This is a genomic window from Gammaproteobacteria bacterium (assembly GCA_035546635.1).
Lineage (GTDB): Bacteria > Pseudomonadota > Gammaproteobacteria > JAURND01 > JAURND01 > DASZWJ01.
This window is the reverse complement of sequence record DASZWJ010000013.1, coordinates 30666-44884: the sequence shown is the minus strand read 5'-3', so window position 1 is coordinate 44884 and position 14219 is coordinate 30666. Positions and strand designations below refer to the sequence as shown.

Genomic DNA, 14219 nt, shown 5'->3' with positions numbered 1-14219 from the left:
GTATTGTTTAGTTAGTCGTTGACGCGTTTTTGATTTTTTTGCCAACGACTCAGTATCAGTCAATATGAAAAAAAATTAAGCGCAGTGGAGTATCCTTATGAAAGAAAATGATATAAACAAAGATGCTAACAGCCGTGATAAAGATCCTGAAGACTTTACGACGCCTCGTAAAGAAAAAAAGCAAGAAGAGAGTACACTACCTGCTGCTCCTAGAAAAACAAAGAAGTCCCAGGAGGAAAGTACCCCTGCTGGAGATGAAAAAACTACTAAGAGAAGCTCCCTTCTCTCATATGTGATGGCGCCGATTCAAAACTTAACAAGAAGATTTAAGAAAATACCCGTAGCGCCCCAAAGACCCTCCCTCCCCGAGGAAGATCCTATAATAAATCAAGCGGAATCTATCGGTTATGGCACTTCTGAGGGTAATCTAGGCGCAGATTATACCCCAAGAAAAAACACCAAAAAGAAACCAAAAAAGGAGAAAGAGGAGAAAAAAAGCAATAGTGTAGCTGAAGAATTTAACGCACTTTTACAAGAAATTTATTATTCAGAAGATGATAGCAATTCACTGACCACTGGTCTGCTGGAGCATGAAATAGGTATTTTCGCTGAGGATAAAAGTAAACCCAAAACTACTTCATCTTCAACAACTGAGCCACGCTTTAAATGGCCGCCTGTATCCAAAACAGAGGAGAATTGCGCAAAGACCACCAGTGCATTTCTTTCTTACCTCCTTGCGGCTGCAGGATCTTTGGGCGTAGGTTATGCCGCAGTACTCGCCAGTCCACAACGATTTTTTGTGCCTCAGCTACAATTGTTGGCAAGTCCTTTAAGGCAGCATGCTTTTTCTGCAGGCTGTGCATTTCTGCATTCACTGATTTTCAGCCTAGATGAGCCTACGCCACCCATAGTGCGTTTATTTCTAGAGTTTGCAGAGGTGAGACCAATTCTTAATGATCCTGATTTACCTATACATGTTATTCCCCATGAAACATGTCATCCTCAAGTAAAACAGGAATTTGAGCAACGACAGAAATATTTACGCGAATTTGCTCAGTTAATGTTTGATGTCATTAATCCAAACTCCGAAGTTGGAGCTAGCTTTGACTGGGAACGTTTAGCGGATGCGGAGGGAATTACTACGGGAGACAATGTCCGTGATGATATAGGTGCGACCTTACATGAAATCATCGGCGGACAACCTATTACCCAGCAAAAGGTAACCCATATATCATTAATCATCGAGGCTATGGTGCTTGGAGTAGATTACCTGAATCTTCCCGCGACCAGCCCCAGTGGGTTATCGCAATGCCCACTACTCCGTAATGCAGTTTATTTCGTATGGAGTGGTGTGGGGATGATGTTCGAGGCTGGTTTTGCAGCCAATCTATTGGGGTTAGATACTGCCATTTTAGATACCGCGAAGGATGATACAGATCGTCAGCAAAGCTTAAATAAATTGATAGCCGCTTTAATTTGGCTTATACCACCTATTATTTCAATGGCCTCTTTATGGCTGCAACGCCGCGCCAGGACAGCGGATCATATTAGAAGCTATCAGCATATGGCTAAATTGACAGATCATGATATGGATAAAATACATGCTCCAGGAACAATGCAGCCGATCTATGACCATGAATTGCAATTGACCCGATTAAACTCCAGATTCCAGCCACCGGAACGGCAAATAATGTATGGTCATAGATATGCAGTGGCAGCGGATCATAAAAGTGGAACGACAGAGTGGTTGAAAGACAAATTGCGAAGGATTTTTGCTGTTCCTTTGGGTGCATTGGGATTTTTGCCGGATGATCTCCAGGTAAGATGGGTGGTAGATGCGGCAGTTGCTTTATCTGGGGGCGCATTGATTATCTGGAATCCCCAATATGTAGATCGTGTTCAGGTGGCACTCACTGAATTAGGTTATTTTGCTCCCAAGATTATAATCGAAGCAGTTGATATCTTAAGAAGAAGGTGTTACGTCGGTAAGCCCGGGCTGCGTTCCTCAGTTGAATATAAACGTCTGGGAATCAATGAATTTATGCAGCAGCCTGGTCAATTGCCAGTGCCAGCAAGCCTAAGGCTTCCCGCGCAAAATTCTTCGCTTATTCCGATGGAGCCACCGCCACGAAGCAGATACCAGGGAGGAATTGAAAATTTGCAAGGAACAAGAGGATGGAATATTGCTAAAAACCAAGAGTACGACCCAGAAGACATTCCGTTAGTGCAATTAGCTAGTGATCTGAGCTATTCAGAAAGCTTGAGCTTTCCATCAAAATCAAGCGAAGATGATGTGCCTACAAAAGAATCAAAAAGAGGTCTAGAAGATGCTGAGTCTTCAGAAGAGCCAAAAAAACGTAAAAAACAGATAAAAATACCAGAGGATTATTCCTTTGATACTGGAGGAGAATTGGCGCGGGCTTTTTGGCCTTCAGGTGATGAAAAAAAGAAAAAACAGGTATCATTTCGTTTTCCAGATGATGAAGGGTCATCTTCAAAGGCACTAGACAATTCAAGCTCATCGTCCACGGCTGCCTTGGTAACATCACTTTCATCATCTGTGGTACCCTCATCATCAAGGAGCCTAACCTCATCGATGGCGCGGTCTTCTGTATTAAAAAAGACAGGGAATGAGAAAGGATTAGTTTTCCCGCCTCAGGCTTCTGCTTTGGTGTCCAGCACGGCGCAATCAAAAACATCTAATTCATCATCAGATAACAAATTTTTCGTTGGCGCATCACCATCTCCTGCGCTACGGGACCCCAAAGCCATTAGTCCAGCACAGGCTAGTCGTTCTACGTCTGTGATTTCGAGTTCATCTGCCTCCACTTCCATGAGTAAAAATTCTAAGAGTGATAAAGAGAATGATGGTCGTTCTGCTTACACAGGGATGTCGCTGTCTTCTTCTTCCTCAAGGGAGAGCTAGCACTACAGGAGAAATTATGCGTGTAAGTTGCGAGGTAATGCTTTTACTTTTGCTATTTCCCTTATAGCATTGTACTCTATGTCTTCTCGGATATTTCTGACCCGGTTTCTGCACATGACAGCGGTGCTGGGATTTATAAATCAACCCTAAGCGGAGATTAACATGTCATTGACCCCTGAAGAAAAAGCTAAAATCATCGAACAATACCAGCGTTTTGCCGGAGACACCGGTTCCCCAGAAGTACAAACTGCGCTTTTGACTCACCGCATCAACAAACTCACCGGTCATTTCAAAGACCATAAAAAAGACCATCATTCCCGCCGTGGCTTGCTACGCATGGTCAGCCTGCGCCGTAAACTGCTGGATTATCTTAAGCGTGAGGATCTTGAGCGCTACCGTAGTTTGATTGGCCAGCTAAACATTCGCTATTAATAATTATTTCTTTATAAACCATAGGATTTATTTGTGACATCAGTCAAAAAAACCTTTCAATTCGGTGACCGTCAGGTCACTTTAGAGACGGGCGTTGTCGCTCGTCAAGCTTCCAGCGCCGTCATGGTCACCATGGGTGACACTGTCATATTAGTCACGGTAGTCGGTGTCCCTTCCGAAGGCGAAGCACGTGATTTTTTTCCCTTAACCGTTAATTATCAAGAACGTACCTACGCCGCCGGAAAAATCCCGGGTGGATATTTTAAACGTGAAGGCCGCCCGACCGAAAAAGAAACCCTAATTTCACGCCTCATCGATCGGCCGTTACGTCCCTTATTCCCAGCGGATTTTACTGACGAAGTGCAGATCACCGCCACAGTGATGTCGTTAGACCCTGAAGTGGATACCGATATTCCTGCTATCATCGGCGCATCGGCAGCCATAGCCCTATCCGGCATTCCATTTAATGGCCCCATTGGTGCCGCGCGAGTAGGTTATAAAGATGGCAATTATCTCCTCAATCCTAGCCCTAAACAGATGCCAACTTCTAGTCTAGATTTAGTTGTCTCAGGCACTGAACACGCCGTGCTCATGGTAGAGTCTGAAGCCAAAGAATTATCGGAAGAAGTCATGCTCGGTGCTGTTGTCTTCGGTCATCAGCAAATGCAGGCAGCGATTGCAGCCATCAAAGAAATGGTGAAAGAGGGCGGCAATAAAACCCCTTGGCCTTGGAATCCTCCTGCCAATAATGTGAATTTAGAACAACAAATCACGCAATTGGCTGAAGCCCAAATTCGCGAAGCCTACCAAATCCGCGAAAAACCCACCCGCCGTAACCGCTTAAGTGAAATTAGTGCTCAGGTAGTCAGCACTTTATGCACCGGCGAAGAGTCAGCTCCCAGCAGCGACGAAGTGAAAAAAATCCTAGAGCACCTGAAAGAACAAGTGGTGCGCCACAATATTTTGCAGCACAAACCCCGCATTGATGGTCGTGATACCAAAACTATACGCCCCATTCAAGTAGCCACCGGCGTATTACCACGCACCCATGGTTCAGCGCTATTTACCCGCGGCGAAACCCAGGCGATTGTCGTTGCCACTTTAGGCACTGGACGCGATGTGCAGATTGTTGATGAACTGGGCGGTGAGCGTAAAGAACCGTTTATGCTGCACTACAATTTCCCGCCTTATTCAGTAGGCGAAACCGGCATGATGGGTTCACCCAAGCGCCGTGAAATTGGCCATGGCCGCTTAGCTAAACGTGCCCTGCAAGCCGTGATGCCGACGATGGAAGAGTTCCCTTATGTGATCCGCATCGTCTCTGAAATCACTGAATCGAATGGTTCAAGTTCTATGGCGAGTGTCTGCGGTGGTAGCTTGGCGTTAATGGACGCTGGCATACCCATCAAAGCACCGGTTGCAGGTATCGCTATGGGTTTAATCAAGGAAGGTGATGCTTTTGCTGTCATCAGCGACATTTTAGGTGATGAAGATCACCTGGGAGATATGGATTTTAAAGTCGCCGGCACTGAGGCTGGGATCACCGCCTTACAAATGGATATTAAGATTGAAGGCATTACCACTGAAATTATGCGTCAGGCTTTAATCCAAGCGCGTGATGGCCGCTTACATATTCTAAGTATCATGAATCAGTCCATTAATACGCCACGTGAGCAAATTTCAAGCTTTGCTCCGCGCATCACGACCTTTAAGATTAATCCCGATAAGATACGGGAGGTTATCGGCAAAGGCGGTGCAACTATCCGTGATATTACCGAATCCACCGGCACCACCATCGATATCACCGATGACGGCGTAGTTAAAATTGCTGCCGTAGACAGCAATGCCGCTGAAGAAGCCCGCCGTCGTGTGAATGATATTGTTGCTGAAGTGGAAATAGGCTCTATCTATGATGGAACCGTAGTCAAAATCATGGATTTTGGCGCGTTTGTTGCAATTACTTCTAATAAACAAGGTCTAGTGCATATTTCCCAAATCTGCCATGAGCGTGTGGCCAATGTGCAGGATAAACTGCAAGAAGGTCAGGTCGTGCGAGTAAAAGTACTGGAAATCGACAAGCAAGGCCGCATCCGCTTAAGTATGAAAGAGGTGGATACTCTGATTGAAGTGTAATATTTCCTTTTTTCTTTGTAGGGGTTACCCCCCCCACAAATCTAGGGTATGCACTAATCCTTAGCTTGGAAGCTTATGAAAGATGTGTGCATACCCTTGCCCCACAAAGGGAGAAGGAGTCTTTCGTAAGGAATGTGAATAATTACTTTTTAGTTTAAGCCTCATTACATAAGTTGCCGGTTATTTTAGCTCCTAAACTAATTGCGATAATAAAGTCCTAGCCGGAACAATAATGGGATGATGATAAGAAAAACAGTCAGTTTCGATGTAATCCATTTCTATGCTGACTTGAAATGCATGGGTGGCACCGATCTGGGTCTGAAATTTAGCTAAACTAGGATTAAGGTGCGCCCCATCATTGCTTTTCACTTCCACCAAGAACCAAGGTTTTTCATCCCTAGTTACTAAAAAATCGACCTCATTTTTTTCCTTATCTCTTAAAAAATACAGACCATAAATATCCAGACCAAGATCAGTCCATAAATGAATAGCTTTTAATAAATGTGCTGCAACAAAATTTTCATTACGTTGCCCTTTGTCTAGTACATCAGACCAATCCCAAAGATAAATTTTAGGTTCTTTAATCAAAGAACGTGTCACATTTGTTGACCAGGGCTTAATGACAAAGCAGTAATAAAAAGAAGTTAAAGTATTAATCCAACGTTTGACAGTATCTACTGATACCTGCGCCTTATTTGCTAAATTGGTATAATTGACTAATTGACCTGTTTGACTTTTCTCTGCCTAAAAATTTTTGACAATCATATTGTACTTATGTAACATTACAAGAATGCAGCGAGGCGGGATATGATTAAACCAAAAGCAGGTTGGCAAACATTTTTGGATTTATGCTTGGGTTTGGAAAATCCAAAAGAACTTTCTTCGTTACTTGATCTATTGTTAACTCCTGAAGAAAAAGACAATCTGGCGATGCGGTGTTTAATAGTTCAGGCATTATTACAAAAGCGACATACACAACGTGAGATAGCGGAAAATCTGCAAGTCAGTATTGCTAAAATTACCCGTGGTTCAAATGAATTAAAGCGCATGCCAGCAAAATTATTAGAATATTTGCGAGATAATCTTAATGGCTATCATCACAATACCTGTCATCCTGAGCGCAAGCGAAGGATGACAGTAAAATAAATAACTAAATCAAGAGCTACCATGTTCTACTCCCTAACCAAATCTCAATTTTTACAACTGGCACAGCAAAAAAAATATATCGCCGTACATCGCGAAGTATTAGCTGATACCTTCACCCCAATCGCCGTATTTGAATCTTTGGTGCCAGAAAACTCTCACGCTATGCTATTAGAGTCAGGTTTAAAGTTTCGTGAAAGCGGTTCATTTTCTTTTATCGGCTACCATCCTTACGCCACATTTGCCACTAAAAACGGCACGACCCAAATTACTTTTGGCAAGCAAATAGAATCCCATCAACATGCACCTCTCGAATTATTACGTGAATTTCAACAACGTTTTCATTGTGTCAGTGATACCAAAGCCAAACTCGCAGGCCATATGATGGGTTTTTTTGCCTATGATGCCGTGCGCTATTTTGAAAATATCCCTGATTGTCATGCAGATGATGAGAACCTACCCGATATTCTATTTCATTTTTACCGAATTAATTTTGTGTTCGATCATGATTCCAATAAATTGCTGATAGCTATTATTGCGCAAGTTGATTCGACACCAGAGGCAGCCTACGATCAAGCAAATGCAGAGCTTGAGAATATTATTATGCAACTCAAGCAATCCTCGCCTTCGGTGTCTTTGACTACACATTCCTTGGATATTCGAGCGGAAGAAAGATTATTTACGACTGACTGCGATGATGCTGCCTATGAACACCAGGTTATGGCTGCCAAAAAATATATCCGCGCCGGCGATGCGTTTCAAATTGTGTTATCTCGCAGCTTTAGCAAGCCGCTGAAAACCCCACCCATGAATATTTACCGCATCTTGCGTCATAGTAATCCTACCTCTTATATGTTTTATTTTACCGCTCCACATTTTACGGTGTTTGGTGCGTCGCCGGAAAAATTAGTCAGTGTGCAAGACGGAAAGGTCACCATTGCGCCCATTGCGGGAACTGCGAGTGTAACGGAGGAAGCCACTGAAATCATCGCCCAACGTCTGCGTGATGATGATAAAGAGTGTGCTGAACACATGATGCTCGTAGATCTGGGTAGAAATGATATTGGCGGTGTTTGCATCCCAGGTACGGTCAAAGTGAGTGATTTAATGACCGCATTGCGTTTAACGCATGTGGTGCACTTGGTCAGTTATGTCAGAGGACAGCTGGCGCAAGACTTTGATGCATTCGATGTCTTAAAAGCCGCTTTTCCAGCCGGTACTTTAAGCGGTGCGCCGAAAATCCGAGCCATGGAAATTATCGATGAATTGGAAGCCTCTAAACGTCATTTCTATGGTGGCGCCGTCTGCAAATTCGATGCACTTGGCAATATGGATAGTTGCATTATGATACGTAGTGGTGTGATTAAAGAGGGTGTCATTACCGTGCGTGCCGGAGCGGGATTGGTCTATGACTCAGATCCGATTAAAGAAGCAGAAGAAACAAGACACAAAGCTAGGGGCGTGATGCGCGCAGTGGCATTAGCGGAAGGAGGCGTATTATCATGATTTTATTAATAGATAATTACGATAGCTTTACGCAAAATTTGTATCAAGCGCTGGCATCTTTTGAAAAAGTTTCAGTGTTTCGCAATGATAAGATTACGCTTGAAGAAATTACTTTGATGCAGCCGACAGGCATTGTGCTGTCACCTGGACCTGGTCGCCCAGAAGATGCCGGTATTTGTGTGGCATTGATTCAGAGATTCAGCGGCCAGATACCTATTTTAGGTGTTTGCTTGGGGCATCAGGCCTTGGCCATTGCTTTGGGTGGTCAAGTAATTGGTGCTGAGGAAATCGTGCATGGCAAAGCGGCGGCGGTGTTTCATTATCGTCAGCATCTTTATCAACAAATGCCGTTGCCGTTTATGGCGGCACGTTATCATTCCTTAGTCGTGTCACGTGAGAATCTGCCAGCAGAATTACTGGTAGAAGCAGAAACTGCAGACGGGTTGATTATGGGAATGCGTCATGCTTATCACCCAACTTTCGGAGTGCAGTTCCATCCTGAATCGGTTTTAACGCCAGAGGGGAATGTGTTGCTGCAGGAATTTGTGAAGTTGACGACGTAGTCGTCATCCTGAGCGCAGCGAAGGATGACAGTGACTAACAACCCACGAGAAGATTTTATGTTACTACTACTCAAACCCGACATCACCCCCGTAGAAATCGAACACCTGACACGCAGGCTCGCCTGGATGGGTTTGCAGGCTGTACCCTCTCATGATGAAGGACGCTATGCGCTCGCAGTGGTCCATGGTGAGAATAACCAGGTACGCGCGGAACAATTCAAAAGTTTACCAGGCATAGAAGCTGTTTTGCCATTTGCGCAAAAATACAAACTGGTGAGCAGCACGGCAAAAAAACAGCGCACATTGATTCGTATTGGCGATAAAATCATTGGCGCCGAAAATCAAGTAACCGTTATGGCGGGTCCTTGTTCCATAGAGTCTTTCGAACAAATCGAAACCACAGCGGCTGAAGTTGCGCGTGCAGGTGGCGCCGTGTTGCGTGGTGGTGCATTTAAACCTCGCACGTCACCTTATGAATTTCAAGGTTTAGGTGAACAAGGATTGCAATATATGCAAGCCGCAGCGCGAAAACATAACTTATTAACCATTACCGAAGTCATGAGTCTAGAACAAATTGACTTGGTCGCATCCTACATTGATATCCTGCAGATTGGTGCTCGCAATATGCAGAATTTTAACTTACTCAAAGCCGTTGCAAAAGCCGGTAAGCCAGTCTTGTTAAAACGCGGTCAGGCAGCCACTTATAATGAATTTTTGCTGGCGGCAGAATATATTTTAAGCGCCGGCAATGCGCAAGTGATGTTATGCGAGCGGGGAATTCGCACCTTTGAAAATTATACTCGCAATACGCTAGATATAGCCGCTGTTCCGGTATTACAGGCGCTCAGTCATTTGCCGGTGATTATTGATCCTAGTCATGGTGTGGGTATACGCCAGTTTGTGCCAGCATTAGCGCGAGCTGCTGTTGCAGCAGGTGCTGATGGCGTTATTATAGAAATTCATCCTGACCCGGATAAAGCCCTCTCTGATGGTCCGCAATCGCTGACTTTGCCGCAGTTTACTGAGATGATGCAGACATTGCGTAAGGTGGCGCAGGCAGTGGATAAGCAGATTGTGAAGTAAGTGTTTTTCCTCTTACAGCCTTGACTTTTTCCCTTCTCCCACAAGGGGAGAAGGGGTAAAGTCAAGGTGCTTTCCCCCACCCCGCCAGAGAGGGGATTCCCTTCGATCACAGATGGGCAAGGGAAAAAGCAGAGCACACAAAACCCAGGAAACCACACATGCGAGTCGCCAGTATCATCGCTGAAGATTTATCCTCAGCACAAAAGCAAATCAAAATAGCCGCACCCGTTGCCGATATCATTGAGCTACGCCTTGATTATTGGCAGACCCTCAACTTGCAGGAAGTGGCACAACTGCGCCATGAAGTCACTGTGCCAATCATTTTCACCTTGCGTAAACCCTCCCAGGGTGGTCATTTCAAGGGCAGCGAAGAAGAACGGTTATCTCTCATCAACCAATTAGCCACACTGTCACCAGAATATTTAGATTTAGAATTCGATGTCGATCTCGATTGGGCTTTGACCTTACATGCTCAATATCCCAGCATCCAATTAATACGCTCTTATCATGATTTTAAAGAAACGCCAGAGGATTTAGAGCCCTTGTTCGAGCGGGTTTATCACCCAGCATTTTCGTTATATAAAATGGCGGTGTACGCCAATAACATCTGCGACACCCTACGTTTTTTGATCTTTTTGCGCACCAAAGCCCAAAAACACCGTGTTATCGGCATGGCCATGGGAGAATATGGCCAGGTTAGCCGCATATTGGCGCCTGTCGTTGGTAGTGAGTTTAGTTATGGTAGTATTGATACCGAAAACACGGCTGCTCCCGGGCAATTAACTTTGGAAGAGTTAACCACAATTTACCGCGTGCAAACACTGAATCGCGATACAGCTATTTATGCTTTATTGGGTGATCCGGTAGTGCACAGCCGCGGTCATATATTTCATAATGCAGCGTTTCCACGCTTAGAACAAAATGCAGTGTATGTCAAATTAAGAGTCGATGCGGCTGTGCTGCATCAGGCTATGCAGTTATTACGACAATTGCCATTTGCAGGTTTCAGCATCACCATGCCGCATAAAGAAACCATTGTGCCTTTTGTCGATAGGCTAGCAGATGATGCTAAAGCAATTGGCATCATCAATACCATTAAAAGACAAGGAAATTTATATTACGCTTTTAATACCGATAGCCGAGCGGGTGCAGTGCTTTTGCACGCTAAACTAGGTCGCTTGCATGGTCAAAATATATTAATCCTCGGTGCTGGTGGTTCAGCCAAAGCCATAGCCTTTGCTTTGTTGTCTGAAGGGGCGCAGGTGACCTTATGTAATCGCACATTACAGCGTGCTCAGGATTTCAATCGTGAGCATGGGGGAGATTGCCTATCTTTTGCCGCCTTATTTACCTTAACTGAGTTTCCTTTCACCGCCGTCATCAATACCTTGCCCGGCGCTGCTTATGCAGAGCAATGTGAGAACTGGGTCATCCCCAAACCTCAAAATTCCCAACTCCATGTAGCTATGGATATTGTCTACAGTTTCTCCAAGGATTTGAACCAGGCCTCGATTACGCCATTTTTAGAAATGGCGGATCATGCTGGATGGGAATGTATTTCTGGAGATAAATTTTTTAATGAGCAAGCGCTGCAGCAGTTGCAGATTTGGTTTGTCTGATAATGCGTCGTCCCGGCATGGATGCCGGGATCCAGCTCACAAGGATGTGAGAGTTTCGCGTCATGCTGTACTTCCTTCTAGCATCCGTGCCGAGACGACATGCATTTTTTGAGTTTCGTGTTAGCGACTAATTAGATTGTTTAGAAAAAAGAGAATCTGTAGTTGCAATCGGTGGTGTTTTTGATTCTGCTATGGGTTTTGTTTCAGCTTTAAAAACCCCGAGTTGAGTCAGTGCATGATGTATATCAGTTCCAGTCAGTGAGTACTCAGCACTGATATCAGCTAAATCTTGTAGTAGGGTTGAGTTGTCTGTAATTAATTGACTAGTGTTTTTTATGGCTTCTGCCATCAATTTTTTGGACGATAGATATTTGAAGGAGGGATTTCGCAATTCCAGATAAACATGGTGCTTCGTCATGGTTTGGTATATGTCTTGATAATTATCCGCGGTGACCGTCATTTTCTCGCCTGTGCGACGATTGGTAAAGCTTAATTCCTTATTTTTGCTTTGAAAAAAACCGTAAATTTCGTATTCCTCTTCTTTAGGTAGGGCAGCTTTTCTCTCTGCCGGGGTGGGAATCCTTTTTGGGGGGTCGGGATTTATTAAGGGGTTTATTAATGATAGAAAGTTTTCAAAGGAGGAGAGATCAATAGAATTTGGCATTAAAGTTCCAGGAAGCACGGTCAGCGTTAATATACTCTTAATATTGCTATTTTATAATTTATTTAACTAGATTTGCAAGTTTAATTTACATGAATATTTAGAAAAATAATAACTTATCAACTTAAGGGTTAACCATGTCGACGCAATTAAATGAACGAGATGCATTCAGTACGTATATACAAGATATAGACGAACAATTAAAGGTCGCCGAAGAGCATATAGAGACTTACAAAGATACTTTCGACACTGCAAAGAAAGAAGCTGATAGTACTGGCAGTTTAGCAATAGATGATGCTTATTCTAAAGCGTTAAACGCAAGCCTAATAGAATGCCAAAACAGTTTTTCTCTTGTCAAGGCAGCTTTTTATGCTGAACCTGAAGTGCAGTTGCCAAAAAACATTCAGACTCGTATTCAGCAGATTGAACAATTTTTATCAGCTGTTGCATCGCCAAAACCTGCAGATTTAAAAAATTTCTCATCTACTCAAGTTGATTTTGAACTTGATGTTAAGAGTTCTCCACATTCCGGTTCTAGCTCTAGCTCTAGCTCTGCTTCGAGTTCTGATCAAAGTCATAGTCCAACTCTTGCAGATAGGCAGGAAGAAAAAAAATTGACTAAAACAGAAAAGCCCTTAACTTCTGAACAAATAATTTTGTTGGAGAAATTAAAAAAAGAAGTTGATATTGCTAGACCCATTTGGAAAGAATTCATGGGTTTAGATAGAGCGGTAACAAAAGCGCTGGGTGAAGAAGAAATATTAAGGAAAGAGAAGGAACTGGATAAAAAGAAAAAACTCAGCTGGCAGGAAAGTGCGGAGTTGGTAAAAAAATCCGAAGCGGTAGCTTTTGTGAAACTGCAAGAATTAAGAGCTGTTGTTAGGGAAATTCAAGAGACTATTGCCAGTTTACGTCAGAGTGAATTGGATGAAAATTCACCGGCTGTTTATGGGTTACTAAATCGTGCTAGGGATTATATGGAAACTGCAAATGATCTGACGAGGCAAGAGATCCTACAAATTCAACAAGAAACATCGAGAGAACTCGCAGAGCGCAAATCTTTTTTCAATAAAGTATTTCCAGCAAAAAAAATAAAAGCAGACGAACTTTTTAGTCATTTTAATATTACTGCGTATGCATTAGACCCGCTGAGTAAAAATATTGAACTACTTTGCCGACTGTTTTGCAAAAGACTTGAGTCTAAAGCCTTGCTTCCTAGTGAAACCGAAACAACACGTAATAAATTAACTGAAAAAGATTATAAGCGCATTCTTTTTAAGGCAGCGCCAAATCTTGAATTGAGTGATGGTGGCAATTTTTTAACGGCTTTGGCGGAATTGTTTGTAAAACACATGCAACTAAAAAAAACGGGGGGTTCAGCGTTAATGGAAGATCGCGGTATTATTGTTACGCGCCTAGCTGATACATTAAGAACATTAAATCGGGTCATGACACAGATATTGCGTCATCCTACGATCAAGACGCAATCATTGATGAAGCCATTGTCTCAAGGCTTGTGGAAGTTAAAAAATGCGGGGGTTTTTGCCGAATTGGCTAAGGATCAGGATAATAATAAAGTTGTGCAGGAGCTATTGGTCACTTATGTAAAATTAGCGGAGAAAGCCCAATTTTCTTCTGAGAAGACTAAAAAAACTGGCGCCAAATTTGACGAAAAATATGGATTTTTAGACTATGCCAAGCAACAAATGCAACCCGGCATTGCTGATAAAAGTGACGACAAAAGAAAAACAGCTGGCCCACTTGAGTTGTCTTCTATAAAAAAATCAGTGCCTCTGGCATCTGAACCATTATCACCTTTGAGTACTTCCAACTCTTCTAATCTTGATTTTTCAGGGAGGGATGGGGGGGCGAGTGGCAGTCAAATCAGTTTGGATCTTTCTCAATCCAAGGGAGCTTTGAGGGTAGAAGATGCTCAAAGTCCTTCTAGCCACCGGGGTGAAAGAATTTCATTCGCAAACTCACTGCATTCTTTTCATGCACATCCACGCACGCCTAGTCCAAAGCTACCCCAAGTGCCAGAAGTGCAAAATGAGCAGGAAGAAGAGCAAAGCATTACCCAACCTGCCTTAACACGGGTAGGAAGTCTTAGTATGTTGCTGTAAGATTTTTCTCCCCCTTTTTCAAAGGGGGTG

The 14219-nt window shown here is 43.5% G+C and carries 10 protein-coding genes and 1 pseudogene; 9 read left to right on the top strand and 2 right to left on the bottom strand.

Translation table 11 applies throughout. The features are described 5' to 3' along the window. The first annotated feature begins 97 nt into the window (after nt 1-97). From VHE99_02315 to pnp, 3 genes are all read left to right on the top strand, one after another. Nucleotides 98-2926, top strand: a complete 2829-nt coding sequence (locus tag VHE99_02315; protein HVV67858.1) for a hypothetical protein — start codon at nt 98-100, stop codon at nt 2924-2926. Nucleotides 2927-3088: 162 nt separating this feature from the next. Further along, entirely contained in the window at nt 3089-3358 is a 270-nt protein-coding gene (rpsO, locus tag VHE99_02310) for a 30S ribosomal protein S15 (protein HVV67857.1), read from the top strand. Nucleotides 3359-3391: 33 nt separating this feature from the next. Beyond that, complete coding sequence (gene pnp, locus VHE99_02305; protein ID HVV67856.1) at nt 3392-5491, top strand: polyribonucleotide nucleotidyltransferase; 2100 nt, start codon at nt 3392-3394, stop codon at nt 5489-5491. A 192-nt stretch (nt 5492-5683) separates the two neighbouring features. Here pnp and VHE99_02300 read toward each other — a convergent pair. Continuing rightward, nucleotides 5684-6157 (bottom strand): annotated as a pseudogene (locus VHE99_02300) (DUF4143 domain-containing protein). A gap of 141 nt (nt 6158-6298) precedes the next feature. Between VHE99_02300 and trpR the strand changes: the two are divergent. From trpR to aroD, 5 genes are all read left to right on the top strand, one after another. Next, nucleotides 6299-6637 carry a trp operon repressor gene (gene trpR, locus VHE99_02295; GenBank protein HVV67855.1) on the top strand — a complete coding sequence of 113 codons (339 nt, stop codon included), beginning with the start codon at nt 6299-6301 and terminating at the stop codon, nt 6635-6637. Between the two features lie 21 nt (nt 6638-6658). After that, nucleotides 6659-8140 (top strand): anthranilate synthase component I family protein, encoded by a 1482-nt coding sequence (locus VHE99_02290; GenBank protein HVV67854.1) that lies wholly within the window; start codon nt 6659-6661, stop codon nt 8138-8140. After that, nucleotides 8137-8703, top strand: coding sequence for an aminodeoxychorismate/anthranilate synthase component II (locus tag VHE99_02285; GenBank protein HVV67853.1), 567 nt, complete (start codon nt 8137-8139; stop codon nt 8701-8703). Before VHE99_02290 ends, VHE99_02285 begins: the two co-directional genes overlap by 4 nt. A gap of 57 nt (nt 8704-8760) precedes the next feature. After that, on the top strand, nt 8761-9786 hold the full coding sequence (gene aroF / locus VHE99_02280; GenBank protein HVV67852.1) for a 3-deoxy-7-phosphoheptulonate synthase: 1026 nt from the start codon (nt 8761-8763) through the stop codon (nt 9784-9786). A 158-nt stretch (nt 9787-9944) separates the two neighbouring features. Continuing rightward, the gene (gene aroD / locus VHE99_02275; GenBank protein HVV67851.1) at nt 9945-11405 is read left to right on the top strand and encodes a type I 3-dehydroquinate dehydratase; all 1461 of its coding nucleotides are present in this window, start codon (nt 9945-9947) and stop codon (nt 11403-11405) included. A 127-nt stretch (nt 11406-11532) separates the two neighbouring features. Here aroD and VHE99_02270 read toward each other — a convergent pair whose 3' ends face one another. Further along, complete coding sequence (locus VHE99_02270; GenBank protein HVV67850.1) at nt 11533-12069, bottom strand: hypothetical protein; 537 nt, start codon at nt 12067-12069, stop codon at nt 11533-11535. 134 nt (nt 12070-12203) lie between these two features. Here VHE99_02270 and VHE99_02265 point away from each other — a divergent pair, with 134 nt between their 5' ends. Continuing rightward, on the top strand, nt 12204-14189 hold the full coding sequence (locus VHE99_02265) for a hypothetical protein (GenBank protein ID HVV67849.1): 1986 nt from the start codon (nt 12204-12206) through the stop codon (nt 14187-14189). Nucleotides 14190-14219: the final 30 nt, after the last annotated feature.

Excerpts from the sequence above, each read along its gene's own strand:
- VHE99_02270 (HVV67850.1), bottom strand. The coding sequence starts at position 12,069 with ATGCCAAATTCTATTGATCTCTCCTCCTTTGAAAACTTTCTATCATTA.
- VHE99_02265 (HVV67849.1), top strand. The coding sequence starts at position 12,204 with ATGTCGACGCAATTAAATGAACGAGATGCATTCAGTACGTATATACAA.
- VHE99_02290 (HVV67854.1), top strand. The coding sequence starts at position 6,659 with ATGTTCTACTCCCTAACCAAATCTCAATTTTTACAACTGGCACAGCAA.
- aroF (HVV67852.1), top strand. The coding sequence starts at position 8,761 with ATGTTACTACTACTCAAACCCGACATCACCCCCGTAGAAATCGAACAC.
- rpsO (HVV67857.1), top strand. The coding sequence starts at position 3,089 with ATGTCATTGACCCCTGAAGAAAAAGCTAAAATCATCGAACAATACCAG.
- trpR (HVV67855.1), top strand. The coding sequence starts at position 6,299 with ATGATTAAACCAAAAGCAGGTTGGCAAACATTTTTGGATTTATGCTTG.
- VHE99_02285 (HVV67853.1), top strand. The coding sequence starts at position 8,137 with ATGATTTTATTAATAGATAATTACGATAGCTTTACGCAAAATTTGTAT.
- VHE99_02315 (HVV67858.1), top strand. The coding sequence starts at position 98 with ATGAAAGAAAATGATATAAACAAAGATGCTAACAGCCGTGATAAAGAT.
- aroD (HVV67851.1), top strand. The coding sequence starts at position 9,945 with ATGCGAGTCGCCAGTATCATCGCTGAAGATTTATCCTCAGCACAAAAG.